Here is a 26,252-nt window from a genome sequence, read left to right as displayed (position 1 = left end):
GTCTCCCTCTGCATGAGTGGCGGGACGATGGGTTGTTTTTGTAATTTTTTACTCATTTCAATACTTGTAATTTAAACAAGTATTATTTTCTAATATTGAGTATATATTTCAGTAAGTTTGCATGTAAATATATTGTCATGGAAAGCAAATAAACAAGAAATAAATTGCAGTTTATTGAAAATAATTGCGTAATTCGCATTGTTTGAATCTTTTTGATTTGGTATTTCATCAATATGACTTCGTGACTTCGCATTTTAATTGAGTGATATCTAAATTTATTTGTTGAAATGTTCGCCATGGCCGAGGGGCTGAGGGGCGCGTTTAGGGGCAATGATGTCGGTCATCTCAAAAGATTTGATGCGGGTGCTGGGCTCCACAGCCGTGGCTCTCGTTCTGTCGTGTCACTTGGCAACTGCAACGAGTGTCGTGGTGAATGGTGCTGCCTACCAATATGCCGGGGGCGGTACGACGACCCTGGACGGCATAGGTGTGACCTACCAAGTGGCGACCATCAATAATGGCCGCGCGTGGGGCGTTCTGGTCTCGGGCACAGCTTCGACGCTGAATGTTTCAAACATCAATGTCGTCACTTCGGGGCCGACGGCGCACGGTATCCAGGTTGGTGCAAAGGGCAGCACTGCGGATGGCACGGATCATTCAATCATTCATCTGCTCGGCGGTGTAGCTGTCACAACAGATGGCGCGAACTCCTTCGCGTTGCACGCAATCGATGGCGGTACGATTGATGGCACCGTTCAGGTTACAACGACAGGCTCAAACGGTTTCGGTGCCTTCGCGGAAAGCTGGTCGTCGATAGCTTTGACCAACTCGACGATAAACACTGCGGGGCAGAGCGCATTCGGCGTTATTGCAAATAATGACATGGGCACCGTCGCGGGCCGGATATCGGGCGACAATCTGAGCATCACGACCAATGGAGCCAATGCAGCCGGCGCTTATGCCGACAATGGTGGTCAGGTGCTGCTGACGAACAGCAATATTGTAACCGGTGGCACCGCTGCTTACGGCGTCGAAGCGCTGTCGGGCGGCAGTGTCACGCTGAACGGTGGCACGATTACGACATCGGGCAACAGCGCGAGAGCCATACAGGCCGACGACGCGACGGTTATCGCCAATGATGTGACAATCGTGACCAACAATGCGGCCCGTTTTTCCGAAGGCGTTCAATCGCAGAACAATGCGAGCGTGACGTTGAACGGTGGCTCGATCACGACCTATGGCCTGCGTAATTATGGTCTGATTGCCAGCAATGGCGGATCGATTACATCCAGTGCCGATATCAGCACCTATGGCAACAATGCTCATGCGGTACAGGCGGGTGCTTTCGGCACCAACCATCCAGATTACGCTTATGACGGAACCACGTCCGGTACGGTCTATCTGACGGGTGGTGCTATCCGCACTTACGGGGACAGTTTCGCTGTCGGCTTGCATGCCCTCGACGAGGGGGTAATCGATGCCCGGAGCGTCAACGTTGAAACTGTTGGTGCATCGAGTTTTGGCGCATTTGCGGAATCCGCCTCGACGATCAGGCTTGCCGCATCCACCATACGGACGACCGGGAACCAGGCCTATGGGCTTCTGGCCAATAATGACGAGGGGACGACCGGTGGTCTGGTCGCCACAACCAATACGGAAGTCGTCACTTCGGGTGCTGGTGCCGCCGGTGCCATGGTGCAAGCGGGTGGTTCGATTTCGATCACGGGCGGCAGCGTAACCGCACTGGGCGAAGCGGCATCCGCTCTGGCAATTTCCGGCTCCGGTACGATTGAAGTCGAAGGCGCGGTTCTCAAAAGCGCGCAGGGGCCGACGATTGGTGTGGTTCTGACCAGTGCTGACGATGTGGCGCGTATTCGCCTTGGCAGTGGAACGGTAGCGACCGAAAATAACGGCGTCTTGCTGTCAGTGGATCGCTCCGATGGCGCTGGATCTGGCGGGGTTGTCGACATAGAGCTGGATGCAGGCTCGGTCAGCAAAGGCGATATCGTTGACGCTCAGGCGAAAACCGGGGCTGGCAACACCAATCTGGTTCTCCAGCAAGGCGCGCAATGGACTGGTGTCCTCCAAGGGGTCACCCATATTCAGGGCATGCGCGGCAGCAGTCTGATCTTTGAGCAACAATCGGTCATTGCTGGAAACCTCACCGGCGTTCAAAGCAGTTTTGACTTTGGCAATGAAGGCGATTCCATTGGCGGTAATGTAACGCTTGCGGAGGGGTCCGTTACGCGAGGCGGCACGGTGGCAATACCCGTCACGGTGGGCGGAAATGTCAGCGTCGATCAGACATCCATTCTTGGCGGCAACTGGCATATTACGGGAAATCTGGTCAGCGCGGGCACGATCACACCTGGTAATTCCATCGGCATTGTGGCCGTTGACGGCGATCTGACGCTGGCTTCATCGTCGGTCTATAAGGCGGAGATCAACGCGCAGGGTGAAGCGGATCTGATCAAGGTTGGCGGAACCGCTAATCTGGCAGGCACGGTCACCGTGTCCACGCTTGGTGGCTATCAGCTTGACCGGCCTTACACGATCCTGACTGCGGGCAATCTTGCGGGCACCACATTCAGCAGCGTTTCCTGGAGCGGATCAACCACCTTCATTGCGCCCAACCTGAGCTATGATGCGAATAATGTTCTTTTGACCATCGGGCGAAATACCGTCGCGCTTTCAAGCGTCGCGCAGACCGACAATCAGCGGGCCGTTGCAGAAGCGGTCGACGGACTGGATCTCAGTAATTCTGTGGCGAACTCGGTCGTCTTTCTGGATGCGGCAGGGGCGAGGACGGCTTTCGACCAACTGTCTGGTGACGGTTATGCCTCCACCAAGGCGAGCTTGATCGAGACGTCGCATCTGGTGGCGGATGCAATCAACAATCGGTTGCGCTCAGCATTCGCCGGCGTCGAATCAAATGATGTTCCGGTTCTCTCCTATGCAAAAGCCAAACAATCGTCCCGCGCCTCAGCTGCAATTGACGCGGTCAGCCACGATGCACCTGCTGCCCAATATGGCCTTTGGGCAACGGGATTCGGTTCTTGGGTGGAACAGGACGGGAATGCCAATACTGGCGGGGTCTCGACATCGACAGGCGGCTTTGTCTCCGGTCTCGATGTCGGTTTGGCCGGAGGCTGGCGGCTGGGGTTTGCTGGCGGCTACAGCCAGTCGGATATCGACTTCAAGGGCAGAAATGCTGCTGCGACGAGCGATAGCTGGCATCTGGGCATTTATGGCGGCAACCAGTGGGGACCGTTCGGATTGCGGGCAGGCCTGATCCAGACGTGGCACAGTATTGATGCGTCACGGGCAGTCTCACTTGCCGGCCTCTCCAATGCGCTGGAGGCCGATTACGATGCTCGCACATTGCAGGCGTTCGGTGAGATCGGCTATCGGCTTGATACCGCCGCAGCGTCGTTCGAACCTTTTGCCAATCTCGCGCATGTCAGGTTGCGTAGCGACGGATTTACGGAAACCGGTGGAGTTGCGGCGCTGAATGTCGAAAGCGATAAGACAAATACCACCTTCACCACTCTTGGTCTGCGGGCGGAAGCTCCATTTTCGCTCGGGTCGGCTGCGGTTAACCTGAAGGGCTCGCTGGGCTGGCGTCATGCTTATGGCGACATCATACCAACCTCGACGCAGGCTCTCGTGGGCGGCGATGCCTTCACAGTGGCAGGTGCGCCGATTGCCAAGGATACGGCTTTGCTTGAAGCGGGGCTTGATTTTGATGTGACACCGGCTTCGACGCTGGGCGTCAGCTATGTTGGTCAGTATGGCAGCGGCGCCAAGCAGAATGGGTTCAAGGCTTCGTTCAATATCAAGTTCTGATCCTGCTTGATCCGTGGGGTAAAGCAGCGAGTAAGGCCAATTGCGACAGCGTTCCCGACGGTAATGCCGAACGGGAGCGGCTTTGGTTGATCGGTGTTGCATGTGGCCCGCTTTTCGGTCAATCCAAGCTCGGAAGCTCGGAAGCTCGGAAGCTCGGAAGCTCGGAAGCTCGGAAGCTCGGAAGCTCGGAAGCTCGGAAGCTCGGAAGCTCGGAAGCTCGGTCTATCTCAAGGGCTGAACCTGATATGTCAGGCTGCCCGCCGTCACTTCTTCGATCATGATGGTCAGGTCGCGAATCTCGATCATTGACTGTGCGATTGGAAATTCCAGTGTCTGCCCGCTTGCGGGATGTTGCAGGTCGTGGCCGGAATAGCCGCGAATTTCGAATTGCATTTTGTCCGCTTCGATCCCGACGAACAGAATATCGTAGATCGTGCCGCTTTCATTCGCATCGTAGTCCTGCGCGCGGGGAAGGTCTGTTCCTTTGCCATAGCACGTGGCGGTACAATTGGATCGCCAGACAGGATGAATTGCGTCCGGCCAAAGCTGTCTGTTGCAGGGGCAGGATTTTCATTGATGTTTTCTGTTTGCGCTGCGGCAGCGCCCTCCGCCGCTTGCGCAAAGCTCTCGGTGACGGAACCGCAAAAGCCAAAGGACAGGCTGGCGAGGCATGTCAAAATCGCTCGTTTCACAACATGCATTCGGCTTCGCAACTCCGGTTAATCGACATCATGCTCTCGCATCTTTGCCACGATGATTCCAGCTGAAAAGCGCCCTAAATTCATTTGGAGAGCAGGCTGCTTATGCGTCGCTGTGAATGACGAGGCGAGAATCATGCATGGCTCGCAGCGGGGCGATCTGAAGATGATGGCTTAGAAGAGTGGAATGATACTGGCGGAGAGAGAGGGATTCGAACCCTCGATACGGTTTCCCGTATACACGCGTTCCAGGCGTGCGCCTTCAACCACTCGGCCACCTCTCCGTCTGCCTTGCTGTCGGGGAAAACCGCGTTTCACGGTGAAATCTGACTGCAAACGAGATACCGCATTCTGTCTGGCGCTGGTTATTCGCCAACATGCGGTAGCGGCGCGCAATATAGCCAGAATACGCATATGATCAATAGCTCTTTGCAAGTTTTTACGCCAAATCTGCCGAACCTGTGCAAAGAGTCTCGACGGTATCGTAACACACTGTTTTTAAACAATATATTTGAACGCATTATTTTGTTGCACGAAGGATTGAGGGGCAATGCCTTCCTTAAGTCAGGTTTTGGCGGTATGAAAAGGGACTGGTCGGCGATGTCGGGACGCACCCGACGCGCTTGAATATGTGCCTGAAGGTCTGGGGCAGGGAATCGTGATCCGATTTGTATTGCGTAGTTTCGCGGTTATTTTTCTGGCATTGGCGGTCATCTTCGCCATTCTCGATGGCGCCCGTTCTGTCGGCGCGTCGAAGCTGGTTGCCAAACCACTGCTTTCCATGTGGTCGCGCAACGCGCCGGAAACGCTGGCCGATGCAGAAACGTTCGTGACGCACTATATAGGAGCTACATTCTGGAACGCGGTCTGTGTTCCAGTGCTCGGGCAGCCGGGATGGCTCTTCTTTGGCGTGCTCGCATTGTTGTTCTATGTGATTGGTCATCGGCGCGGACGTCCTCTGGGGCGCTTCACCGCCTGACCGTCGATTCTGCCACAGGGCTACAGGAGGTTGAAGTCTATGAGTTTCCTCGACAGCTATCGCAAGAAAGTACAGATGCCCTCCACGGACGAGGCTTTGCCGGGGCGCGCTACAGCCCTTCCAACGTCCGCAACGCATTTCGTCTCGGGCCATCCGTTGAAAGGCCCATGGCCGGAAGGCTTCAAGCAGATCCTATTCGGCATGGGCTGTTTCTGGGGCGCGGAGCGGCTGTTCTGGCAGGTGCCGGGCGTCTATGTGACGGCAGTGGGTTATGCCGGCGGCATGACGCCCAACCCGACCTATGAAGAAACCTGCACGGGACTGACCGGTCACGCCGAAGTGGTGCTGGTGGTCTATGATCCGAAAGTCGTGAGCCTCGATGAGCTGCTGACCCTGTTCTGGGAAGAGCATGATCCGACGCAGGGCATGCGACAGGGCAACGATATCGGCACGACCTATCGTTCGGTGATTTACACCTTTGATGATGCGGATCGGGCGGCGGTTGAAAAAAGCCGCGATGCTTATGGGAAAGCGCTGGCAGGGCGCGGTCTCGGCCCGATCACCACGGAAATCGAAGATGCGCCGGTGTTCTACTATGCCGAGGATTATCACCAGCAATATCTGGCGAAAAATCCGAATGGATATTGCGGCCTGCGCGGAACCGGCGTGAGCTGCCCGATCCCGCTGGCACAGTAAAACCGTCTCAAAGAATCGCGCGATCTTATCGCGCGATTTTCTTGTTCATGATCAGCATGCCGGCATAGTCGCCGTCGAGCTGTTCAAAATCCACCCAGCCGATCTGCCGGTAGAGGTCGGGCTTGTCCGTATAGAGATAAGCCTCGCCGTGGCCAAGTTCTGCGGCAGCCTTCTCGATGGCGCCGACAAGGCTCTTGGCGATGCCTCTGCCACGATAACCCGGCAGAACAAACACGCTGGCCACCCATGGCTTCAGATGCGGGTGTGTTTCCAGATCATTGTCAATCAGAAGCGCAATTCCCGCTAGTTCCCCATCAAAAAGCGCTATGCGTGCGACCTGTCCATCGTTGGCTTGCACCAGATTGTGGAAGTCTGTGACGGTCTGTTCCAAGGTTCCGCCATGGAATTCGCCCCATTCGCCAAAATTCCATGTGGCGCAGGCGGGGATGAGGTCGGGGCGGTCGGCTAGGTCGATGATTTCAAACATTATTTTACCAGTGTGGAGGTTTGGTGACCGGCACGTCGGGCGCAGTCTGTTCTTCCAGTTCCAGAAAACGGTCGGTCAGCGCGCCAAGTTTCTTGGAAAGCTGATCGATGAGCTTCCATTGCTCGGCCAGCACGGAAGACAATTCATCAATGGTCTTTTCCTGTTCGGCGACGCGAATCTCTAGCTCGGTCAGGCGTTGGTCCGCTGTCATGGTTGGGTTCCGTCATGTCAAGAATCTGAAGCATGCATCTTAGCACTACAGTTGCAAATTCGTCAGGCCGTGGCGAAACGCGTGATTTTCGAGCACCGGAGTGCAGCGTACTTTTGGGTACGTGAGCACCGGAGCACAGGAAATTGCTCGTTGCAGCCCGGCATCACGAAGAATGCAGCTGTAGTGCTACCAGAGAAACATGTCACTGCGTTAGGATGAGCGCTCCATTTGCCACTTCATAATGGCGCAGGCGCTTGAGAAAAGTCATGCCGAGCAGGATATCGGACAGCGCTTCGTCGCGCAGCACGATTGCCTCGACATTTTCCACGCGAATGCGCCCGATTTCCACGCTGCTGAGCACAGCACGCGCTGCCGGTGTTTCGCCATTGGCTGTCGAAACGCGATAACGAAAATCGTCGGGCCGGAGCGATATGCCGATGCGCCGGGCTGTGCTGGTATTGATGGCAACCGAGCTTGCGCCCGTGTCGATCATGGCGCGCAGATTCTGGCCGTTGAAGCGGATATCGGTGATGAAATGCCCGCGGCTGTCGGGCGAAATCTGCGCGCGGCGTCCGCTATAGGCGGAAGGGTTTTGTGAGGATGTTGCAGAGGGTGTTGGCGTCGCGGCTTGCTCGACGGTTTGCGTCGGTGAGCCGAATCTCTCGAAGAGAATAGGAAAGGCTGTGGCCAGTCCCGCCAGTATCAGAACAATAAAGAAAATCCGCGCCATGCTTACCCCGCTTTAAAAACGAGAGTATCCGGCGCGGATTACTGTCTGGTTACGTTTTAGAGCGGTTCCGATTAAAACGAATCGTGGAACCGCTCTAACTTTTTGTTTTTACGCATTATCCTACGTATCGAAGCGGGATCAGAAATCAGTCCAGTGGACTGATTTCCCCGCGTAGGCGCTACGCACTTTTGCTGGAAATGCTCTAGTTTATTTCGTACCGTACATGCGGTCGCCCGCATCGCCGAGGCCCGGAACGATATAGCCCTTTTCGTCGAGGCGCTCGTCGATGGAAGCGGTGTAAACATCCACATCCGGATGCGCCTTGGTGAAGCGCTCGATGCCTTCAGGCGCTGCCAGCAGGCACAGGAAGCGGATATTGGTCGCGCCGCGTTCCTTCAGCTTGTCGATGGCGGCAATGGCCGAATTGGCGGTGGCGAGCATCGGATCGACCACGATGATAAGGCGATTGACGATGTCTTCCGGCGCCTTGAAGTAATATTCGACCGGCTGTAGCGTGTCATGATCGCGATAGAGGCCGATATGGGCGACGCGGGCTGCGGGCACCAGATCGAGCATGCCTTCCAGAAGGCCATTGCCTGCGCGCAGGATCGAAGCGAAGACCAGCTTCTTGCCTTCGAGGATCGGCGCTTCCATCGGCATGAGCGGGGTCTCGATCTCCATGGTGGTGAGTTCGAGATCGCGCGTCACTTCATAGCAAAGCAACAGCGAAATTTCTTTGAGAAGCCGCCGGAAGCTGGCCGTGGAAGTCTCGCGCTTGCGCATGAGGGTGAGCTTGTGCTGGACAAGCGGATGGCTGACGACTGTAACGCCCATGATCTTTCCACTTTTCTTGTTATCGTTTTGAACTTTAGCGGCAGATTGCGCCGGAGAAAACGCGTGGCAAGCGCACACGCACAGTTTTATGTCTCTTTGGCCATTTTTCAACGTTAACGCAAGCTGCGATCACAAAAGGGGTAGTGGGAAAAGGTCTGTGCTTGTATCGTTCGGCACAAGCTTTATATGCATAACCGAAAATCGTTTTCGTCAGACTATTAAAAGCAGGATGAGCTATGAGCCAGCAGAACGGCAATGCGGACCGCGTGGGCGCAAAAGGCGGCATGGAGCATTCATTCGGCTTCCAGTCGGTTGACGAAAACGAAAAGCAGACCCTGGTCAACGACGTTTTCCATAAGGTCGCCAACAAATACGACGTGATGAACGATCTCATGTCGGCAGGCATGCACCGCGTCTGGAAAGATGCGATGATCGCCTGGCTCGCTCCGTCGAAGCGCCCGGGCTGGACGTCGCTTGATGTGGCTGGCGGCACTGGCGATATCGCCTTTCGCATTGTCGAGGCTTCGGGCCGTCAGGCGCATGTGACCATTCTCGATATCAACGGCTCGATGCTGGGTGTCGGTCGCGAGCGCGCGATCAAGAAAGGCCTTGCCGACAATCTCGAATTCGTTGAAGCCAATGCCGAGGAACTGCCCTTCGAGGATAACAGTTTCGACGCCTATACGATTGCCTTCGGCATTCGCAATGTGCCGCATATCGACAAGGCCCTGTCGGAAGCCTATCGCGTGCTGAAGCCGGGCGGCCGGTTCATGTGCCTCGAATTTTCCGAAGTTGAATTGCCGATCCTCGACAAGGTCTATGACCAGTGGTCGTTTCAGGCCATTCCGCGTATTGGCAAGATGATTACCGGTGATGCGGATTCTTACAGCTATCTGGTCGAATCGATCCGCAAATTCCCCAAGCAGCAGGATTTCGCCGCCATGATCGAGACCGCCGGTTTCGAGCGTGTGAGCTATCGCAATTTCACCGGCGGTATTGCGGCGCTTCATTCGGGCTGGAAGCTTTGATCATGCCTGTCATGAATTCGGGCTTGGATGCAGGGGCGGGCACTATCGCATGAGTAATCTTTCCGCCGCTTTCCGGTTGGCGCGCGCCGGATGGATTTTGACGCGTGAAGGCGTGATCAGTGCGCTTCCCGTGGAAGGACTTTCCGGTCTTCCGGCTTTCGGCCACAAGATTGCAGGCATGCTGGCGCGCCCGCGTGCGCGGCACATGCAGCGTTCAGAACGCATGTCCCGAGCGATGAACAAGCTTGGCCCATCCTATGTGAAGCTCGGCCAGTTTCTGGCCACACGCCCCGATATTGTCGGGCGCGATGTAGCTGCCGATCTGGAGCTTTTGCAGGATCGCCTCGATTATTTTCCGCAGGCTGATGCGGTTGCGGGTATCGAAGGGTCGCTCGGTCGCAAGATCGACGATCTTTACCTGCAGTTCGATGCGCCGATAGCGGCGGCGTCGATGGCGCAGGTGCATCCGGCGGAAGTCATGAAGGACGGCAAGCCGACGAAAGTCGCGGTCAAAGTGATCCGCCCCGGCGTTCGCCAGCGTTTTGCCCGCGATCTTGAAGGTTTCTACATGGTTGCGCGCATGCAGGAGCGCCATGTGCCCTTCACGCGCCGCCTGCGTCCGGTTCAGGTTGTCGAAACGCTGCAACAGACCACGCGCATCGAGATGGATCTGCGACTGGAAGCGGCAGCGCTTTCCGAGATTGCCGAAAACATCAAGGGCGATGAAGGTTTCCGCGTTCCGCAGGTAGACTGGGAACGCACCGGTCGCGATGTGCTGACGCTGGAATGGATCGATGGCACCAAGATGTCAGATGTTTCGGCTCTGGCTGCAGCTGGCTTCGATCTGAAGAAGCTTGCTGAAACGCTGATCCAGTCTTTCCTGCGCCACACGCTGCGCGACGGCTTTTTCCATGCCGACATGCATCCGGGCAATCTGTTCGTCGATCCGCAGGGTATCATCGTTGCGGTCGATTTCGGCATTACCGGGCGGCTCAACAAGCAGCAGCGCCGCTTCCTTGCCGAGATTCTCTATGGCTTCATCACACGCGATTATATGCGCGTGGCGGAAGTGCATTTCGAGGCAGGCTACGTGCCGCATACGCACGACGTGGCAAGCTTTGCGCAGGCCATCCGCGCCATTGGTGAGCCGATCCACGGCCAGCCGGCGGAAACCATTTCCATGGCCAAGCTGCTGACACTGCTGTTCGAAGTGACCGAGCTTTTCGACATGGAGACCCGGCCCGAACTCCTGATGCTCCAGAAAACCATGGTTGTGGTTGAAGGCGTGTCGCGCACGCTCGATCCGCATTTCAATATGTGGAAAGCAGCGGAGCCGGTTGTCGGCGACTGGATTCGCAAAAACCTCGGCCCGCAGGGCATGTTGCTCGACGCGAAGGACAGCGCCTATGCGCTGCTGCATTTCACCCGCAAGACGCCAGAGCTGGTGGCGCGTGTGGAACGTGTTTCGGTAGCGCTGGATGATATGGCTGCCAATGGCTTGCGCTTCGATGCTGCCACGGCGGAAGCCATCGGTCGCGCCGAAGCCAAGCATTCCCGCTGGGGCCGCATCGCACAGGTGGTGATTGCAATTGCGCTGGCTGCGATAGCAATCAAGCTCTATATCTGGCTGTAGAAGCACTTTTAAAGTGACAAATCGCCATTAAAGTGATTTCATTGATTGCACTTGCAATAAGCCGGTGCAATCAAATGGCCAGTATCACTATCCGCAATCTTGACGATGCCGCCAAGGAAAAGCTGCGTATGCGTGCTGCGCGCAACGGGCGCTCCATGGAAGAGGAAGCACGGCTTCTTCTGACCGGGCTGGAAGAAACTGCGCAGGTTACGCCTGCGTCGGCTGTTCAGAGCAAGGTTGGTGCGTCACTCGCGGACAAGCGCGTTCTGCTCATCATCGGTGGCGGTATTGCTGCCTATAAGACGCCCGACCTGATCCGTCGTTTGCGCGAGCGTGGCGCACAGGTTCGCCCCTTGATGACCGCTGCTGCACAGCAATTTGTGACGCCACTGACCATCGGTGCAGTTTCTGCCGATCATGTTTTCACTGATCTGTTCTCGCGTGAGGATGAGCAGGATGTCGGGCATATCCGACTGGCGCGTGATGCCGATCTGATCGTGGTTGCGCCTGCGACCGCCGATCTGATGGCCAAGATGGCCAATGGTCTGGCTGACGATTTGGCCAGCGCCGTTCTGCTGGCGCGCAAGGTTCCGGTTCTGATTGCGCCTGCCATGAACCCGGCCATGTGGGACAACCCGGCGACCCGGCGCAATCGTCTGACACTGGAAAAGGACGGCGTGCATTTCATTGGCCCTGAGAAGGGTGAAATGGCGGAAAGCGGCGAGGCGGGAACGGGCCGGATGAGCGAGCCGCTGGCCATCGTGGCGGCAGTGGAAGCGCTGTTGTCTCCGCGTGCGCTGCCACTGGCTGGAAAATCCATCGTCATGACGTCCGGGCCGACGCATGAGCCGATCGACCCGGTGCGCTACATTGCCAACCGCTCGTCGGGCAAGCAAGGCCATGCCATCGCAGCAGCACTGGCGCGACTGGGTGCAACTGTGCATCTGGTGTCCGGTCCGGTCACTCTTGCCGACCCTGAAGGCGTCGATGTCATTCATGTCGAGACGGCGCGGGAAATGCAGGCTGCCGTGGAACGACATCTGCCCGCCGATGCGGCGATCATGGTGGCAGCCGTTGCCGACTGGCGCACGGCCAATGAAGCGGGACAGAAAATCAAGAAGAAGCCCGGAGAAGGCGCTCCGACGCTTGCCATGGTCGAGAACCCCGACATTCTGGCTGGAGTTGGGCATAGCGACAAGCGCCCCGGTCTGGTGGTCGGCTTTGCAGCCGAAACGCAGGATGTGGCCGACAATGCGAGAGCCAAGCTTGAGAAAAAGGGCGCGGACTGGATCGTCGCCAACGATGTTTCCTTTGGCTCGGATGGCAGCAGCGTCATGGGCGGCGACCACAACCGCGTGCGGATTTTAAGCCGCTCCGGCATTGAGGAATGGCCGGAAATGAGCAAAGGCGAAGTGGCCGAAAAGCTGGCTGCGAAAATTGCCGAACGGCTGCTCGACGCGCAATGATGAAGCTGGCTGTCTAGAAAAACTCGTCCAGCAGGCGGTAATAGGCGATCATGGCGTCATCGATGGTCGTTGCGCCATAGAGGCCGAGGAAAGGTTTCACCCATTCGTCGCCGAGATTGTAGCGGATGCTCCAGCAGGCCAGTCCCAGATCCTGATGGCGGTCTGCAAGGCCGAGCCTGCCGCAGTCGATAAAGCCGGTGAAAGCGCCGTCGCTGGCCATGAAATTTGGCAGGCAGGCGTCGCCATGGGTGACGACAACATCTTCCTGCGACGGTTTCAGGCGGCATAGTTCGGAGAACAAATCTTCGGCGCTGCGGCCTTCGTGCTCATCATCGAAATCATCTTCATCAACCGCGCCCGCTTCAACGCGTTTGCGGGCATGTTCAATGCGGTGCGCCAGCCGGTGGTTGAAAGGACAGGCAGCGGGGTCGACGCTGTGCAGCGCCTTCAAGGCCGTCGCGAGAATGGCGACGATCCGGTCAGGCGTGAGAGTGCCGACAGATGACGCGAGGTCGGACCCGGCAAGGCGCGTCATCAGGAGAAAATGGCGGTCGTCCATCGTCTCAAAAACGACGACCCTCGGGCAGGGCAGCCCTTGCGCTGAGAGCCATTCAAGCCGGGTGCACTCATCGGCCAGTTCGCTGACCGTGCTTGCCGGTTCGATTTTCAGAACCAGCGGTTCGTGCGCATCATGATCGAGTAGCAGGACATTGGCGGTCGAGCGGCCAAGCTCGTCCTGCTGGCTGCTGTAACCGGCAAGCCGATGCAGCATGGCATCGGGCAGATCGAGAGCAGCCAGAACAGGATCGGTCATAGCACCCTACCGCATCAGGCCTTGTCGCGGACTTGATAGTCCTTGATGGTCGCAAAGCGGATATTCTTCCAGCGCTCGGCTTCGTAATTGAGCGAAAAGCCGTTTTGCGCCAGAAACACGGGATCGTTGTCGAGATCATGCGCAATGTCAGCGCGATGCGATGCGACGAAGCGGTCGAGTTCGGCCGGATCATTTGCCGTAATCCACCGGCAGACCGAGAAGCGCGACATTTCAAAGCCGACCGGCAGCGAATATTCCACTTTCAGACGCTCGGTCAGAACGTCGATCTGGAGCGCGCCAACGACACCGACAATCGCCGGAGAACCGTCATCGGGCACGAACAGCTGCACGACGCCTTCTTCGGCCATCTGTTGCAGCGCTTCGCGCAGCTTCTTGGCCTTCATTGCATCGTCAAGGCGCACGCGGCGCAGAATTTCCGGCGCGAAGTTCGGCACGCCACGGAACAGGATATCCTCGCCCTCGGTCAGCGTGTCGCCGATGCGCAGCGTGCCGTGGTTCGGGATGCCGACCACGTCGCCAGCAAAGGCTTCGTCGGCGATCTGGCGCGAACGCGCAAAGAAGAATTGCGGCGCAGACAGGCTCATCGGCTTGCCGGTGCGCACCAGCTTGGCTTTCATGCCGCGTGACAGCTTGCCCGAGCAAACGCGCAGGAAGGCGATGCGGTCGCGGTGGTTCGGGTCCATATTGGCCTGAATCTTGAACACGAAGCCGGTCATCTTGTCTTCGGTGGAACCGACCATGCGTGTGTCGGCCTGCTGGTCGCGCGGCGAGGGGCCGAAATCGCAGAAGGCTTCGATCAGGTCGCGCACGCCGTAATTCTTCAACGCCGAACCAAAATAGACCGGCGTCATGTGCCCTTCGCGGAAGGAAGCAAGGTCAAATGGACGGCAAACGCCGCGCGCCAGTTCCGTATTTTCCAGCCAGGCTTCACGCTCGTTTTCAGGCAGCAGCGCGGCGGCTTCTTCCGGGCCGCTGACCTTGGTCGGCTGCTCTTCATTGTCCTGACGGCGCATTGTATTGTTATGCAGGTCGAACGTGCCTGCAAAGCTCTTGCCCGAGCCGATAGGCCAGGTGATAGGCGCCGTGTCGAGCGCCAGCTTTTCTTCGATTTCGTCGAGGATTTCGAGCGGATCGCGCGCTTCGCGGTCCATCTTGTTGACGAAGGTGACGATTGGAATGTCGCGCATGCGGCAGACTTCGAACAGCTTCAGCGTGCGCGGCTCGATACCCTTTGCGGCGTCGATGACCATGACGGCGCTGTCGACGGCGGTCAGCGTGCGGTAGGTGTCGTCTGCGAAGTCTTCGTGGCCCGGCGTATCGAGCAGGTTGAAGATGCAGTCCTTGTATTCGAAGGTCATCACCGAGGTGACGACCGAGATGCCGCGGTCGCGTTCGATGTTCATCCAGTCCGAACGGGTCTGGATGCGATCCTTCTTGGCCTTCACTTCACCGGCAAGCTGGATGGCGCCGCCAAACAGCAGCAGCTTTTCGGTCAGCGTGGTCTTACCGGCGTCCGGGTGCGCGATAATCGCGAATGTGCGGCGCTTGGAAACGGGATTGTCAGCAGGCATGAAGAAACTCGTGATGGCGAAATGTTGGGCCGCGCAAATACGCGCCGCGAAGATGTTGCGCTGCATCTAGCAGTCATTGGGCAAAATCTCAACAAGCGCCGCGCCCCGCATGGGGCTGGAAATGAAAAAGCGGCGCTGAACACGCCGCTTTTATAGAAATGATCAGGATTCTACCGGCTTTTGATGCCAAGACCGAAGGCGATGTAAGTCCAGCCCTGGAAAATCAGATCGATAGCCAGGAAAAGGCCAAGGATGAACAGGCTGTTGACCGGCCATTGAATGGCGATGATGAGGCCGAGCAGCGCGGTGATGACGCCACCGGCCACAATCCAGCCCCAGCCGGATGCGGGCTTCGACTTGAAGCCCATCCAGACGCGGAAAAGGCCGGAGCCGAGAAGGGCCGCCGCCAGCAGGAATGTCAGGATGCCTGCCGCCAATATGGGGTTGATGAAGGTGATGACACCCGCTGCCGCATAAAGCAGGCCGCTCAAGAACCAGAAGAAAAACCGGCCCCAGGTCTTCACGCCGAAAGCATGGATGATTTCGATCACGCCGGCGATCAGCATCATCATGCCGACATAGTAGACCGAAACGACCGTGGCCAGCACCAGATTGCCGAAGGCGATGCCGCCCAGAATGAGAAGCGCCACGCCGAGCGCAACGAACCAGCCCCACTTGGATGTCAGCTCTGTCGGTAACACCGGATTGTCGAAATCTTTGTTCGTCGTTGCCATCGAATAACCCTCTTGTCCCTCGAATTGTCGTGACCCAATTTTCGTAACCCACGCAACAATATAAGGCATGCAGAGCGTTTGACCAGCATTGGCAGCGCGTGCCGGTCGTACCAGTCTGTTGGGCCCCTGAAATCACACCTGTTTCAGGGGCAGGCGACCATATCTCTTTGTTTTTGCGCATAAACTAATTCGCGGCGGTTGCACCTTTTTGGCCCGTTGGGCTCTATCTCTTTGCCGTTACACCTGTTTTAATCTCTATCGGCTACATATTTCAGGAACTTGACGCGGGGGCGCTGCCGGTTTCCCGGTACTCAATTGTTGTTGGAAAAGTCTGTTCGATGTTCGATCTGGTTTCCCATTATTGGCCGCATATTCTGGCTGTCCTGTCGATTGTGCTGGGCACGATAGCGGCTATTCATGCGACCATGACCAAGGACGAAGTGCGCACCGCACTTGGCTGGGTTGGCGTGATTGTGCTGTCGCCCATTGTGGGGGCGGTCGTCTATGCCATTGCGGGCGTCAACCGGATCAGGCGCTCGACACTCACCCAGCAGCGCGCGCAAGGGCATATCGCGCTTTATCACCTCTCGCATTTCGACACGACCAACGACCTCGTGCGCGCCGCGTTCGGGCGACAGTTCGGCGCCATGAAAATTCTAGGCGACGCCGTCAGCCTTTATGATTTCACCAGCGGCAATCGCATCGAAATGCTGGAAACCGGCGACGAGGCCTATGCCGCCATGCTGGAAGCCATCGGCAAGGCCGAGCGCAGCATCTTGCTGGAAACCTATATTTTCGACCGCGACGCCATCGGCATCCAGTTTGCCGAGGCGCTGGGCGCTGCCGTCAAGCGGGGCGTCGAAGTGCGGGTGCTGATCGATGCGGTCGGCGCGCGTTACTCCATCCCGAGCATTGTGAGCCTGCTCAAGGAAAATGGCGTGACGGTCGATGTCTTCAACGGCAACATCATCATCGGCCTGCGCCTGCCTTATGCCAATCTGCGCACGCACCGCAAAATCCTTGTCGTGGACGGGCGATATGGCTTTACCGGCGGCATGAATATCCGCGCCGGTTTCGTGCGGGCGATTGCTGGCGATGCGGTGGCAATCGATACGCATTTCCGGCTTGAAGGACCGGCCATTGCCGATCTCTTCCACATCGCTTCCGAGGACTGGCGATTTGCAACGGGTGAATTGCTGACCGGTGACGCATGGCGCATTGCCGCGCCGGAAAGCCCGCCCGGCACCGGCACGCTGGTGCGCGTGGTCGGCTCCGGCCCCGACAAGAATGTCGAAACCAACCATCGCATGATGATGGGCGCTTTCTCGATAGCCGAGCAGCATATCCTCATAATGTCGCCCTATCTGTTGCCGGATCGGGAATTGATCAGTGCGCTGGTCACGGCGGCGCGGCGCGGCGTATCGGTGGATATCGTCGTGCCGGGGGTCAACAATCTCAAGCTGGTCGACCGTGCAATGCGCGCCCAGTTCGACCAGCTTTTGAAGGATGGCTGCCGCATCTGGCGCGCGGGCGGCGCGTTCAACCATTCCAAGCTGATGACGATTGACGGCACGTGGTCTTATGTCGGCTCCTCGAATATCGATCCGCGCTCATTGCGGCTCAATTTCGAGATCGATCTGGAAATTCTGGATCGCGATGTGGCGCGTCAGGTGGAAGAACGGATCGGCAAGGTCATCGAGGAGAGCCGTCAGGTCAATCTGACCCGTCTCAAGAACCGCCCGTTTCTGGTGCGGCTGATCGACCGGATTATCTGGCTGGGTTCGCCCTATCTATGAGCCGGTTCTGCTTGCGGGTATCTCTGGATTAAGATTGTGCAACAGGTCTATTTATTTTCACGCATTTCCAGACGCAAAACCGTTTCACACTTTTGCTGGAAATGCTCTATCGCCGTCTTCAGGTCGAGATGCGCCTTGATCGGCAGATGGTCTGATGCCATGCGCGCCAGCGGCGTGTTGTGAACTTCCACCGATGTCACGAGATTATGCGGTGCACCCATCACCCGGTCGAGCGCGAAGACCGGAAAGCGTGACGGAAAGCTCGGCACCGCCGTTGCAACGTGGTTGAAGGTCGGCATGAGCGCGGCGAGCGATGAACGCTTGCCGATACGCCATTCATTGAGATCGCCGATCAACAGCGTCGGCAGCGTGTCGGCTTCCTGCAAGGCGGTGAGGATGCTCTCCGCCTGCTGTTCGCGGGAGCGCTTCAGAAGGCCCAGATGCGCGGCGATGACGCGCAACGGTCCCGCCGGAAATTGCAGGTCGGCGACAAGCGCGCCGCGTGGCTCCACGCCGGGCAGTTTCAGCTGCTGCACATTGCGGACAATGCCCTCGCGAAACAGCAGCACATTGCCGTGCCAGCCATGCCCCTTGGGCATTGTGGAGGTGATGGGGACGGGAATGAGGCCGTGTCGGCGTTCCAGCAGGCCAAGATCGAGAAGCCCCGACCTTTCACCGAAACGCTTGTCGGCTTCCTGCAACGCTATAACATCCGCGTCGATTTCGCTGATGACATCTGCGGTGCGCTGCGGATTGAACTGCTTGTCGATGCCGATGCATTTGTGAACATTATAGGACGCAATAACAATATCACCGCCAGTGATATTGGCGTTGAGAGGCCTGAAACCTGGCCTGTTGCGGATCGCCGTCAGGATCGACTTCGATATCCGGTTTGCTTCCTTTTTCTTCTGCACCCTTTTCACCCGTAAGGTCGTCAGTTCAAGATGAATATTTCAAATCTATACTCTTCTATATAGATAGTTTGCTATGCAATTTGAACAGAGCGGCCACGCACAATTGAGTGTTTAGAGCAGATGTTCAGCGGGCAATGAAACGAACCAGCCTGTCGGTCAGGCCGCGATAGGGCGGCTTGATGAGGTCGCTTGGGGCAGGCGCATATCTCGTCAATATCGGCATGGCCTTGGAAAAGGTCAGGAACCCGTCATAACCGTGATACTGGCCCATGCCGCTCGCCCCGACGCCGCCGAAGGGCAGGCTGGTGCAGGCAAAATGATAGAGCGTGTCGTTGATGCAGACCCCGCCTGCGACCACATGGGCGAGGATGGTCTCGATCTCGGCTGTATTCTCGCTGAAACAATAAAGCGCCAGCGGGCGGTCATGGCCAAGCACATGGGCAATGGCGTCATCGGTCGATCGATAGCTGATGATCGGCAGCAGCGGGCCGAAAATCTCTTCCGCCATGATGGCGCTGGTCGCATGCGGCTCAAGAATGAGCGTCGGCGTCATGAGGCGCGGTTCAGTGGACGGCGCGAGCAGCTCGACGATGCCTTCGCTCTTGTTCTTCGCATCCTCCAGCAGGCCGGTTAGCCGCTGCAACTGCGCATCGTTGATGATGGTGGTGCGGTCTGGATCTGCGGACGTGCCGCCAAAACGAGCCTGTATTTCCGCACGCAGCAGGGCAATGAACGCGTCGCGTTTGCTGTGGTGGATCAGCACGTAATCCGGCGCGATGCAGGTCTGCCCGGCATTGAAGAATTTGCCGTTTGCGATGGCGCGTGCGGCCCGCACCAGATTGGCGTTTTCGCTGACGATGGCGGGAGACTTGCCGCCAAGTTCCAGCGTCACGGGCGTCAGATTGGCCGCTGCTGCTGCCATGATCTTGCGCCCGACGGCGGTGGAGCCGGTAAAGAACAGATGGTCGAAAGGCAGGCTGGCAAAGCGGGCCGAAAGCGCTGCATCGCCCTGCACCACGGCAACCCGATTGTCCGGAAAGACCGTGCTGATGAGCTTTTGCAGAAAGGCTGCCGTTTGCGGCGTGTGTTCGGACGGTTTGATCAGGACATGATTGCCTGCCGCAATGGCGGCCACCAGCGGTGCGAGCGCCAGATTGACCGGATAGTTCCACGGCGCGATGACGCCCACGACACCCAGCGGCACGAAGCGAAGCTCTGCTTTCGCCGGCCATAATTTCCATCCCGCCTTGCGGCGTTTCGGCTTCATCCAGCGCTTGAGATGATGCAGCGCATCATCGATTTCGGCAAAGACCACGCTGGCTTCGCCAAGCAGGGTTTCATGGGCGGAGCGGTTTCCAAAATCGGCGCTGATCGCCTTCGCCATGTCGTCAAGCCGGGCCGCCAGGCCAGCGCGCAGGCGTTTGAGATCATCGATGCGCTGTTCATAGGGCGGGCGATGATCCAGCCATGACTGACGCAGACGGGCGAAAGCCGTGTCGAGATTATCGCTCATGGGTGAAATCCTCCGTCGACCGGGCGAACAGGAACTGCGCCACATAATAGGTGGCGAGCACCCAGAACCCGCTCAGCGGAATGTCGAAGCGAAACCGGTCATAGGCCAGCAGCGTGTCGCTGACCATGAAGCACACACCGCCCAATGCTGCCAGCCAGGCGGCGTAGTGTTGCGGTGTTTCCGGTTCCGTGCCGGTTGCCCTGCTGAAAGCCTGCGCGGCCATGACGCCGAGAGCCACGGCATAGATGATGACGGGGATTTTCATGGCCCCCGGCAGGGCCGTCCAAAGGCCGGTGATCACCGCAAATGCCGCAAGCGAGAAGACGACAAAGGCGCCTTTGTTCTGCGCAAAGCGGGTATGGCGCGACAGGGCGTAAATATAGGCGCAATGGGTGATGAGAAAGCAGATCAGTCCGGCCATGAAATAGTCGCCGGGCAGCATCAGGAAAAAGTCGCCAAGGGCGGCGAAGGCAAGGCCGAAGGCCACGGCAAAGCCATAGGATTTCGAGCGCGGCTTGCCGGAACAGAGCACTGCGGCCAGCAGGAACAGCGTTGCAGTCGGTTTGGTGAGATAATGCAGCCAGCGCCAGAAGGAGGTCTCGCCATTATAGCTCAGCAGACTGCCCGCGATGGCGCAGACCGCGCAGAACAGGAAAAGTCCATAGAGCGTCCGATTCCGCCCGAATTCCAGCAGACCCTTGTGCCGCATCTCAACTCCCCCGTTTTATGATGTCGGTTTTATTCTTGTGTCGCCGCCGCCTCGCGCCGCCTTTTGCGGCCGATGCGCTCAGCACGGGTGGAAAGCTCCGTATTCCCCTCAAGATCGGTTTGCAGGATCAACCCTTCCTGCTTCAGCCACCGGATAATCTCGCCGAATGCGCGGTCGTAATCGGGCTGTTCCATGGCGGACCTCTTAGTCGTTCTGCCGAGACAAACAACGCATATTTTATTGCTAACTATTTGTTTTTACGCATATGAAAACACAAAATCATTCCATACTTTTGCTGGAAATGCGTCCCGTTGCAAGGCGGAAAATGTCACCGTCATGAACGCTTCAAATCTTGCGGCTATCAGATAGGCTTTCTGCGTATGAACCGGCCGAGGCTCAGGACCTGCTAATTTGATGGAAATGGCACCTGAAATGACAAGAGCTGCCAGGAGAGACACGAAGAACGGGGCGGTCCCCCCGATCGAGTGGCTCGACGCCGCAGATCGCCAGTCATTTCGGTGTCCGAAGGATGTGGTCCATCCGCTTGGCTACTTTGTCGAAAAGGCTCGAAAATGAACCACATTTCCTTCACCTTTTCTCCTCGTATCCAAACAGATGGCCTCACACCATTTTCACCAAATTAGTAGGTCCTGAGCCTTGGTGCGTTTGATGAAGTCTCCGCTTTTTGTTGCAGCATTTTGCGCCGTTGTTTCTTTGACGACTGCGGCCGTCGCGCAGGATTTCAAAAAGCCCACGCTGCTTGGGGAGATCGTGTTGCCAACCGGGCTGCAAATTGCAGGCGTCGAGTTCGGCGGCATATCCGGCCTCGACTATGATGCGGCGCATGACATCTACTACGCCATTTCCGACGACCGTTCCGAAAAGGCGCCAGCCCGGTTCTATACGCTCAAGATCGTCGCCGACGAAAAGGGGCCGCACAGCGTCGATATCCTTTCCACCGTCACGCTGTTGAATGCCGAGGGCAAGCCCTTCGCGATCAAGGATGTCGATGCGGAATCCATTCGTTTCCATGCGGGCACCGGCACGCTGTTCTGGACGAGCGAAGGCGACCGCAACGGCAAGCCAGCCGTGCGGGAATCGCGCATCGATGGCAGCCTGATCCGTGAATTTACCTTGCCCGATTATTACATCCCGAATGGCGATGGCACACGCGGCATTCGCGATAACCTGTCCTTTGAAAGCCTGACCTTTTCGCCGGATGGCAAAACACTGCTCGTCGGGCTGGAAAATGCGCTGCTTCAGGATGGTGACAAGGCAACGCTGGAAAAAGGCAGTCGCGCCCGCATACTCGCCTTCGATATTCTGTCCGGCGCGGTGAAAACGGAATATGCCTATGATACGGGCCCGATTTTCACCAAGGCGACCAAGCTGCCCTACTGGAACGACAACGGCATGTCGGAATTTCTCGCCTGGGGCGATGATCTGCTGACGGTCGAACGCTCCTATGCGCATGGCGTTGGCAATGAGATCAATTTCTACCGCGCGCGCTTTGCCGGGGCGACCGATATTAGCGGCATAGCGACACTCAAGGATGTTTCGCTGACGCCAATGGCCAAGGAAGCTGTCCTGCGGCTGGGGGAAGGTGATTTCGGCCTCGACATCGATAATATTGAGTCGGTCACCTGGGGTCCGATAATCGGCGGCCGTAAAACAGTGGTCATCGCTTCCGATAATAATTTCAATCCGGAACAATTTACTCAGTTTGTCATGTTTCAGCTTGATGAAGAAGCAAATTGAATTCAGGTTCAAGTATAAATCAATTAAGTAAGCATGGTAATTCTTCTAAATAAACCTGCATTAACCCGATGTGAGTTTATACAGCCATAAGCTGTTCAAAATATTGTGTTTTATGAAAATTACAGTCCGGTAGCGAAAATGTGACATCAGACTGTCGTCAAATCGATTATATATTCCAACTTCATTTTTCATATTCACCATTCAAGAGGGAATACATGCTGTCACAAGCCAAGGTAGACCAACTCGGAATTACGATTGATGTGTATCAGAAAGCGGCGAAGCAGTGGGTTGCTTCCGGCATTTATGAAGGCCATCACATCGTCGTCGAAAACCAGACACAGGGTACCGCCGTCAGCGCATGGCGTGACCGGGCGCTTTCCGTTTCGGATTGCGGAACCGCTCAATAGCATTTGAGTTTGTTTCAAAAGGCGGCCAACGGTTGGCCTGCCGCCAATTTCTTTTCAAAGCCGGGCTGTTACGGTCGATTTTCAGATGACTGCAACAGCCGTTACTATCAAATTCCTTGGGGCTAGCCCCCGCGTTCCTCGAACCCTTCGGCATTACCTTCGTCCACCTTGTGACGCAGATATTGCTTCAGCCGGTTGATATCATCGCTCTGCCAGTTTTCGGCGCCGGTGATGTCACGCCAGGCTTCCAGATAATGCTCAGGGGCATAGACATGTCCATGCCCCATGGGCGCGCTGTCGGCAAATGCCATGTCGACCACCAGTTGCAGCGCGGTCACGATCGGATACCAGCGTAAATCGGCTGATACATCGGGACCGCGCGGCTCTTTCATCCAGTCCGGCTCGCGATAGAACATGCTGCTGTTGAAGAACACGATGGCATCGCTGGCATATTGCAGATAGATCGTGCGCATCACGCCCCATTCGCTGCCATTGCCGGGCGCTTCACCATTCTGGTTCATGAAGCGCACGAAGGCGCCGTCGCGCACCACGGGCAGCCATTCCGGCGTATCGGCATTGCGGCTGCGCGTCAGCGAACGCCACAGCGCGCTGGGGAAGGGCGGGCCGCTCCACAGGGCGCCATTCAGGGGCGCATCCAATATTTCAAACAGCGATACCGAGCTTTGCGAATTGAAAGCGCCGAGGCTCAGACCATGCAGATAAATCTTCGGTCGTTTGTCGACGGGCAGGCTTTTCCAGTAATCATAGACCGTTTCAAACAGCGCGCGCGCCGACTCCGCGCCATATTCCGGCTGGAACAGTAGCGATAGCGGGCTGTTCAGATAGGAATATTGCATGGCAATGCTGGCAACGTTACCGTCTTGCAGATATTCCAGCCCGATCATGGCGGATGGATCGACCCAGCCCGTGCCGGTCGGCACGATGATCACCAGCGCAGACCGGTCGAAACCTTTCTGCCGCTTCAGTTCTTCAAGCGCCTGTTGCGCCCGTTCCTGCGGTGTCCGGCTGACATTGAGCCCGGCATAGACGCGGATCGGGTCCATTGCCGTGCGCCCGGTAAAGGCGGAAATCTCCGCTGCGGTCGGCGCGGTGGCGACATATTCACGCCCGGCGCGTCCGAGATCCTCCCAGTTGATCAGGGAGGCGGCGCTGCCGGTCTTGTCGGGCGAGGACGGCTGCACGCGGTCCGGCTCCATCAGGGCGTCATAGCGCTTGAAGGACGCATCGAGCGATTTGAAGGCTGTATTGATCAACACGCCATTGGCGACGGTCCAGATCAGAAAAGCCGTCACCGAGGCCGCAATGACGTTTGCAACGCGCCTTGGCATGATGCGGCGCATCTTCGCCGAGAAATAGCGGCCAATGCGAATGAGGATGCGGGCGATGATCAGCAGCACCAGAAAGACGGCAATGGCAATCGCGGTCAGCGTCGCGGGATAGGCGGAAGGCACCGGCGGCATATCCATGGCCGTGCGGATCGAGTTCTGCCAGCCAGCGGATGAGCGAAGGGCGATCAGCGCCACGGCAAGGCAGACAATGCCCACGACGATTTTCAGGATGGCGCGCTTGCGGCCCTGTATTTCCGGCAGTTCGAGATAGCGCCACAGCGCACCGAAAAGCACGCCGATGCCATAGCCGATTGCGAAGACCAGCCCGCACAGCGCACCCTGAATGACATAGGTGCGCGGAATAAGGCTCGGTGTCAGCGCTGCGGCAAAGAACAAGGTGCCGAACGCCAGTCCGGTCGCGCAGAATGACGAGGTGCCGCGAAAAAGGGCGAGAACGAAGGCGCGCATTAACACTGCTCCAACGGAATTGCTCGTCTTTGGATATAAAGCATTTCCAACAAAAGTGCGAAGCGGTTTTGTGTCCTGAAATACGATTGAAAACAAATCGATAGGGCGCTTGGCGCACGCATATGACAGCGCAGAGACCCTTGGCGGAAACGGCGCGTGGACGCTACGCGGTTACCAACGTCCCGACCACGAAGGCGAAACGAAGAGCGATACGTCTGTGTATAAGTCGTGGATACTTCACGGGTTAAAGAGGGCATTTCAACGTCAGCTTTTGATATGCTGTTTCGATCTTGTTGGCTGATGCAGTGATTTGTTGCAGTTGATGTTCAATAATCATCGTGGTTGAATTGAATTCTTTACCACCGCGAAGTATAAATAACGCAAAAAATCTTTCTATTTTCTAGGGCATCAGATTTCGACCAGTTTTATTGAACAAATTTTTAAGGTTAGATTTATGGAACCGGAGCTTATCAATCTAGCGGGAATTGAGTCAGATAATATAGCCGTACGAGAAATTGCAAGGGCAAGCACGAGTGCGATTGGAATCCCTCATACATCCGCCCTTGGTAGAGCGCGCGATAAACTGGGGCATGATAGTTCGTTTAGCGCTTTTGAAAGTGTCGCTGGTAGGCGCGCTCGAGAAGCCAATGATGTTTTGAGTGGGTCAATAACCGGGCATGCATCCGATATCAGTGCAGATTTGCCGGGCACGAGTGGCATTAATATGCGGGGGCAAAGCAATTCGCATGAAGCACTGGCTCGTGCGCGTGAACAGAAGTTTGATAGACTAGTCGGCGATTGGGGCAATGAACGAAAAGAGAATTTTGCCACTAGGTGTAATATAAACAGAATTTATCGGAGAGCTGAAGTTAGAATATTAAGAACTGAAAATATTGATAAAATAGATTATACTTTTACAAGGGAATTATACACAAAAAGGTGGTATAAAAATACAACATCTTCTTTTCGGAATTATAGAAAAGTTAGATTGCACGAACTGGTAAGAGGAAATACTATTAAACATGGATACTTAGAAACAAAAGCATTAAAGCAAACTTTTAAGTATTTTGGTTCAAACGAAAAAGAACTTAATGATTTTTTGATTTACATTATAGAAAAAGGTTTATAGCAAGTTGTAATTTGTTTTTGGCAATATTCTTTGGAAGATTCCGCTCGATGTTCGGTGTCTTGATGGGCGCCCATTGGCTTCAGATTTTGCGGCCGGAATCCTGTCAGCTGCCGCATAATATTACTTCATTCTAAAACAGAGATATCGTATGGTTGCTGCGGTTACCCAGCCATCGATTTCGCTTGTTTCACAGTGTGTTGCGATCATCGGGCACAAGTCTGTCGCGTGACAGATTTTGCGTGTGACAAGCTGTCCGAAATCCTCTACGCCTAGTGATGGACCGCTACGCGGCGGTCTGGGGCCTAGTAAACCCCGCGTTCAATGGTTGGTGCCACCAAAAGACACCAAACCTTCGTCCTTTATGGTCAGGTCTCTAGCCGCGCGGGTGTCAATCACCCTATTCTTTCTTCCTAAGTTTCTGTTTCTGCGCGTATTTCTGCTCATGGGCAGTATTCGCAAGA

The 26,252-nt window shown here is 56.4% G+C and carries 23 protein-coding genes and 1 tRNA gene; 10 read left to right on the top strand and 14 right to left on the bottom strand.

The window, feature by feature from the left end; genetic code table 11:
• The first annotated feature begins 333 nt into the window (after window positions 1-333).
• Entirely contained in the window at window positions 334-3,846 is a 3,513-nt protein-coding gene (locus tag FGI60_RS23730) for an autotransporter domain-containing protein (RefSeq protein WP_171058846.1), read from the top strand.
• Window positions 3,847-4,068: 222 nt separating this feature from the next.
• Here FGI60_RS23730 and FGI60_RS26370 read toward each other — a convergent pair whose 3' ends face one another.
• Together FGI60_RS26370 and FGI60_RS23720 are read right to left on the bottom strand one after the other, a co-directional pair.
• Window positions 4,069-4,239, bottom strand: coding sequence for a hypothetical protein (locus FGI60_RS26370; RefSeq protein WP_171058845.1), 171 nt, complete (start codon window positions 4,237-4,239; stop codon window positions 4,069-4,071).
• A 499-nt stretch (window positions 4,240-4,738) separates the two neighbouring features.
• Window positions 4,739-4,828 (bottom strand) — tRNA-Ser (locus FGI60_RS23720).
• Window positions 4,829-5,202: 374 nt separating this feature from the next.
• On the opposite strand from FGI60_RS23720, the gene FGI60_RS23715 reads away from it, so the two are divergent.
• Window positions 5,203-5,523, top strand: a complete 321-nt coding sequence (locus FGI60_RS23715; RefSeq protein WP_138787248.1) for a hypothetical protein — start codon at window positions 5,203-5,205, stop codon at window positions 5,521-5,523.
• A gap of 39 nt (window positions 5,524-5,562) precedes the next feature.
• Window positions 5,563-6,219, top strand: a complete 657-nt coding sequence (gene msrA / locus FGI60_RS23710) for a peptide-methionine (S)-S-oxide reductase MsrA (protein ID WP_138787247.1) — start codon at window positions 5,563-5,565, stop codon at window positions 6,217-6,219.
• A 25-nt stretch (window positions 6,220-6,244) separates the two neighbouring features.
• Here msrA and FGI60_RS23705 read toward each other — a convergent pair whose 3' ends face one another.
• The 4 genes from FGI60_RS23705 to upp all read right to left on the bottom strand — a co-directional run bounded on the left by FGI60_RS23705 (window position 6,245) and on the right by upp (window position 8,481).
• Entirely contained in the window at window positions 6,245-6,706 is a 462-nt protein-coding gene (locus tag FGI60_RS23705) for a GNAT family N-acetyltransferase (RefSeq protein WP_138787246.1), read from the bottom strand.
• A gap of 4 nt (window positions 6,707-6,710) precedes the next feature.
• Window positions 6,711-6,917 (bottom strand): SlyX family protein, encoded by a 207-nt coding sequence (locus FGI60_RS23700; protein WP_078339885.1) that lies wholly within the window; start codon window positions 6,915-6,917, stop codon window positions 6,711-6,713.
• Window positions 6,918-7,119: 202 nt separating this feature from the next.
• Entirely contained in the window at window positions 7,120-7,647 is a 528-nt protein-coding gene (locus FGI60_RS23695; RefSeq protein WP_138787245.1) for a retropepsin-like aspartic protease family protein, read from the bottom strand.
• Between the two features lie 207 nt (window positions 7,648-7,854).
• On the bottom strand, window positions 7,855-8,481 hold the full coding sequence (upp, locus tag FGI60_RS23690; RefSeq protein ID WP_078339887.1) for a uracil phosphoribosyltransferase: 627 nt from the start codon (window positions 8,479-8,481) through the stop codon (window positions 7,855-7,857).
• Window positions 8,482-8,717: 236 nt separating this feature from the next.
• Between upp and ubiE the strand changes: the two genes are divergently transcribed.
• The 3 genes from ubiE (at window position 8,718) to coaBC (ending at window position 12,608) form a co-directional block, all read left to right on the top strand.
• Complete coding sequence (ubiE, locus tag FGI60_RS23685; RefSeq protein ID WP_138787244.1) at window positions 8,718-9,509, top strand: bifunctional demethylmenaquinone methyltransferase/2-methoxy-6-polyprenyl-1,4-benzoquinol methylase UbiE; 792 nt, start codon at window positions 8,718-8,720, stop codon at window positions 9,507-9,509.
• 49 nt (window positions 9,510-9,558) lie between these two features.
• Window positions 9,559-11,142 (top strand): 2-polyprenylphenol 6-hydroxylase, encoded by a 1,584-nt coding sequence (gene ubiB, locus FGI60_RS23680; protein ID WP_138787243.1) that lies wholly within the window; start codon window positions 9,559-9,561, stop codon window positions 11,140-11,142.
• Between the two features lie 74 nt (window positions 11,143-11,216).
• A complete protein-coding gene (coaBC, locus tag FGI60_RS23675; protein ID WP_235889916.1) occupies window positions 11,217-12,608 on the top strand; it encodes a bifunctional phosphopantothenoylcysteine decarboxylase/phosphopantothenate--cysteine ligase CoaBC in 1,392 nt (463 codons plus the stop codon).
• A 13-nt stretch (window positions 12,609-12,621) separates the two neighbouring features.
• Here coaBC and FGI60_RS23670 read toward each other — a convergent pair whose 3' ends face one another.
• The 3 genes from FGI60_RS23670 to FGI60_RS23660 form a co-directional block, all read right to left on the bottom strand.
• Window positions 12,622-13,422 (bottom strand): APH(3')-II family aminoglycoside O-phosphotransferase, encoded by an 801-nt coding sequence (locus tag FGI60_RS23670; protein ID WP_138787242.1) that lies wholly within the window; start codon window positions 13,420-13,422, stop codon window positions 12,622-12,624.
• A gap of 14 nt (window positions 13,423-13,436) precedes the next feature.
• Entirely contained in the window at window positions 13,437-15,014 is a 1,578-nt protein-coding gene (locus FGI60_RS23665; protein ID WP_138787274.1) for a peptide chain release factor 3, read from the bottom strand.
• A 170-nt stretch (window positions 15,015-15,184) separates the two neighbouring features.
• Window positions 15,185-15,748, bottom strand: a complete 564-nt coding sequence (locus FGI60_RS23660; RefSeq protein WP_138787241.1) for an HdeD family acid-resistance protein — start codon at window positions 15,746-15,748, stop codon at window positions 15,185-15,187.
• A gap of 338 nt (window positions 15,749-16,086) precedes the next feature.
• Here FGI60_RS23660 and cls point away from each other — a divergent pair, with 338 nt between their 5' ends.
• On the top strand, window positions 16,087-17,544 hold the full coding sequence (gene cls / locus FGI60_RS23655; protein WP_138787240.1) for a cardiolipin synthase: 1,458 nt from the start codon (window positions 16,087-16,089) through the stop codon (window positions 17,542-17,544).
• Between the two features lie 47 nt (window positions 17,545-17,591).
• Here cls and FGI60_RS23650 read toward each other — a convergent pair whose 3' ends face one another.
• From FGI60_RS23650 to FGI60_RS26365, 4 genes are all read right to left on the bottom strand, one after another.
• Window positions 17,592-18,458, bottom strand: coding sequence for an endonuclease/exonuclease/phosphatase family protein (locus FGI60_RS23650; protein ID WP_078339893.1), 867 nt, complete (start codon window positions 18,456-18,458; stop codon window positions 17,592-17,594).
• A 124-nt stretch (window positions 18,459-18,582) separates the two neighbouring features.
• Entirely contained in the window at window positions 18,583-19,971 is a 1,389-nt protein-coding gene (locus tag FGI60_RS23645) for a coniferyl aldehyde dehydrogenase (protein ID WP_138787239.1), read from the bottom strand.
• A complete protein-coding gene (locus tag FGI60_RS23640) occupies window positions 19,961-20,680 on the bottom strand; it encodes a lysoplasmalogenase (protein ID WP_138787238.1) in 720 nt (239 codons plus the stop codon). The genes FGI60_RS23645 and FGI60_RS23640 overlap by 11 nt, the downstream gene beginning before the upstream one ends.
• A gap of 29 nt (window positions 20,681-20,709) precedes the next feature.
• Window positions 20,710-20,874: a hypothetical protein gene (locus FGI60_RS26365; RefSeq protein WP_162762703.1), complete on the bottom strand. Its 165-nt coding sequence runs from the start codon at window positions 20,872-20,874 to the stop codon at window positions 20,710-20,712.
• 475 nt (window positions 20,875-21,349) lie between these two features.
• Between FGI60_RS26365 and FGI60_RS23635 the strand changes: the two genes are divergently transcribed.
• Complete coding sequence (locus FGI60_RS23635) at window positions 21,350-22,438, top strand: esterase-like activity of phytase family protein (protein ID WP_138787237.1); 1,089 nt, start codon at window positions 21,350-21,352, stop codon at window positions 22,436-22,438.
• Between the two features lie 215 nt (window positions 22,439-22,653).
• Window positions 22,654-22,845: a hypothetical protein gene (locus FGI60_RS23630; RefSeq protein ID WP_078339897.1), complete on the top strand. Its 192-nt coding sequence runs from the start codon at window positions 22,654-22,656 to the stop codon at window positions 22,843-22,845.
• Window positions 22,846-22,967: 122 nt separating this feature from the next.
• Here FGI60_RS23630 and FGI60_RS23625 read toward each other — a convergent pair whose 3' ends face one another.
• Window positions 22,968-24,662 carry an alpha/beta hydrolase gene (locus tag FGI60_RS23625; RefSeq protein ID WP_138787236.1) on the bottom strand — a complete coding sequence of 565 codons (1,695 nt, stop codon included), beginning with the start codon at window positions 24,660-24,662 and terminating at the stop codon, window positions 22,968-22,970.
• A 454-nt stretch (window positions 24,663-25,116) separates the two neighbouring features.
• Between FGI60_RS23625 and FGI60_RS23620 the strand changes: the two genes are divergently transcribed.
• A complete protein-coding gene (locus FGI60_RS23620; protein ID WP_138787235.1) occupies window positions 25,117-25,791 on the top strand; it encodes a hypothetical protein in 675 nt (224 codons plus the stop codon).
• The last annotated feature ends 461 nt before the right edge of the window (window positions 25,792-26,252 follow it).

Source organism: Brucella haematophila (genome assembly GCF_005938105.1).
In the GTDB taxonomy this organism is placed as follows: Bacteria; Pseudomonadota; Alphaproteobacteria; order Rhizobiales; family Rhizobiaceae; genus Brucella; species Brucella haematophila.
Note: the sequence above shows the minus strand (reverse complement) of the source record. Positions and strands in the feature narration are given on the sequence as shown.

Coding starts and splice junctions, on each gene's coding strand:
- FGI60_RS23640 (WP_138787238.1), bottom strand. CDS start 20,680: ATGCGGCACAAGGGTCTGCTGGAATTCGGGCGGAATCGGACGCTCTAT.
- FGI60_RS23645 (WP_138787239.1), bottom strand. CDS start 19,971: ATGAGCGATAATCTCGACACGGCTTTCGCCCGTCTGCGTCAGTCATGG.
- FGI60_RS23665 (WP_138787274.1), bottom strand. CDS start 15,014: ATGCCTGCTGACAATCCCGTTTCCAAGCGCCGCACATTCGCGATTATC.
- FGI60_RS23705 (WP_138787246.1), bottom strand. CDS start 6,706: ATGTTTGAAATCATCGACCTAGCCGACCGCCCCGACCTCATCCCCGCC.
- FGI60_RS26365 (WP_162762703.1), bottom strand. CDS start 20,874: ATGGAACAGCCCGATTACGACCGCGCATTCGGCGAGATTATCCGGTGG.
- coaBC (WP_235889916.1), top strand. CDS start 11,217: ATGGCCAGTATCACTATCCGCAATCTTGACGATGCCGCCAAGGAAAAG.
- msrA (WP_138787247.1), top strand. CDS start 5,563: ATGAGTTTCCTCGACAGCTATCGCAAGAAAGTACAGATGCCCTCCACG.
- ubiE (WP_138787244.1), top strand. CDS start 8,718: ATGAGCCAGCAGAACGGCAATGCGGACCGCGTGGGCGCAAAAGGCGGC.
- FGI60_RS23695 (WP_138787245.1), bottom strand. CDS start 7,647: ATGGCGCGGATTTTCTTTATTGTTCTGATACTGGCGGGACTGGCCACA.
- FGI60_RS23635 (WP_138787237.1), top strand. CDS start 21,350: ATGAAGTCTCCGCTTTTTGTTGCAGCATTTTGCGCCGTTGTTTCTTTG.
- upp (WP_078339887.1), bottom strand. CDS start 8,481: ATGGGCGTTACAGTCGTCAGCCATCCGCTTGTCCAGCACAAGCTCACC.
- FGI60_RS23700 (WP_078339885.1), bottom strand. CDS start 6,917: ATGACAGCGGACCAACGCCTGACCGAGCTAGAGATTCGCGTCGCCGAA.
- FGI60_RS23670 (WP_138787242.1), bottom strand. CDS start 13,422: ATGACCGATCCTGTTCTGGCTGCTCTCGATCTGCCCGATGCCATGCTG.
- ubiB (WP_138787243.1), top strand. CDS start 9,559: ATGAGTAATCTTTCCGCCGCTTTCCGGTTGGCGCGCGCCGGATGGATT.
- FGI60_RS23625 (WP_138787236.1), bottom strand. CDS start 24,662: ATGCGCGCCTTCGTTCTCGCCCTTTTTCGCGGCACCTCGTCATTCTGC.
- FGI60_RS26370 (WP_171058845.1), bottom strand. CDS start 4,239: ATGCAATTCGAAATTCGCGGCTATTCCGGCCACGACCTGCAACATCCC.
- FGI60_RS23660 (WP_138787241.1), bottom strand. CDS start 15,748: ATGGCAACGACGAACAAAGATTTCGACAATCCGGTGTTACCGACAGAG.
- FGI60_RS23730 (WP_171058846.1), top strand. CDS start 334: ATGTCGGTCATCTCAAAAGATTTGATGCGGGTGCTGGGCTCCACAGCC.
- FGI60_RS23620 (WP_138787235.1), top strand. CDS start 25,117: ATGGAACCGGAGCTTATCAATCTAGCGGGAATTGAGTCAGATAATATA.
- cls (WP_138787240.1), top strand. CDS start 16,087: ATGTTCGATCTGGTTTCCCATTATTGGCCGCATATTCTGGCTGTCCTG.
- FGI60_RS23630 (WP_078339897.1), top strand. CDS start 22,654: ATGCTGTCACAAGCCAAGGTAGACCAACTCGGAATTACGATTGATGTG.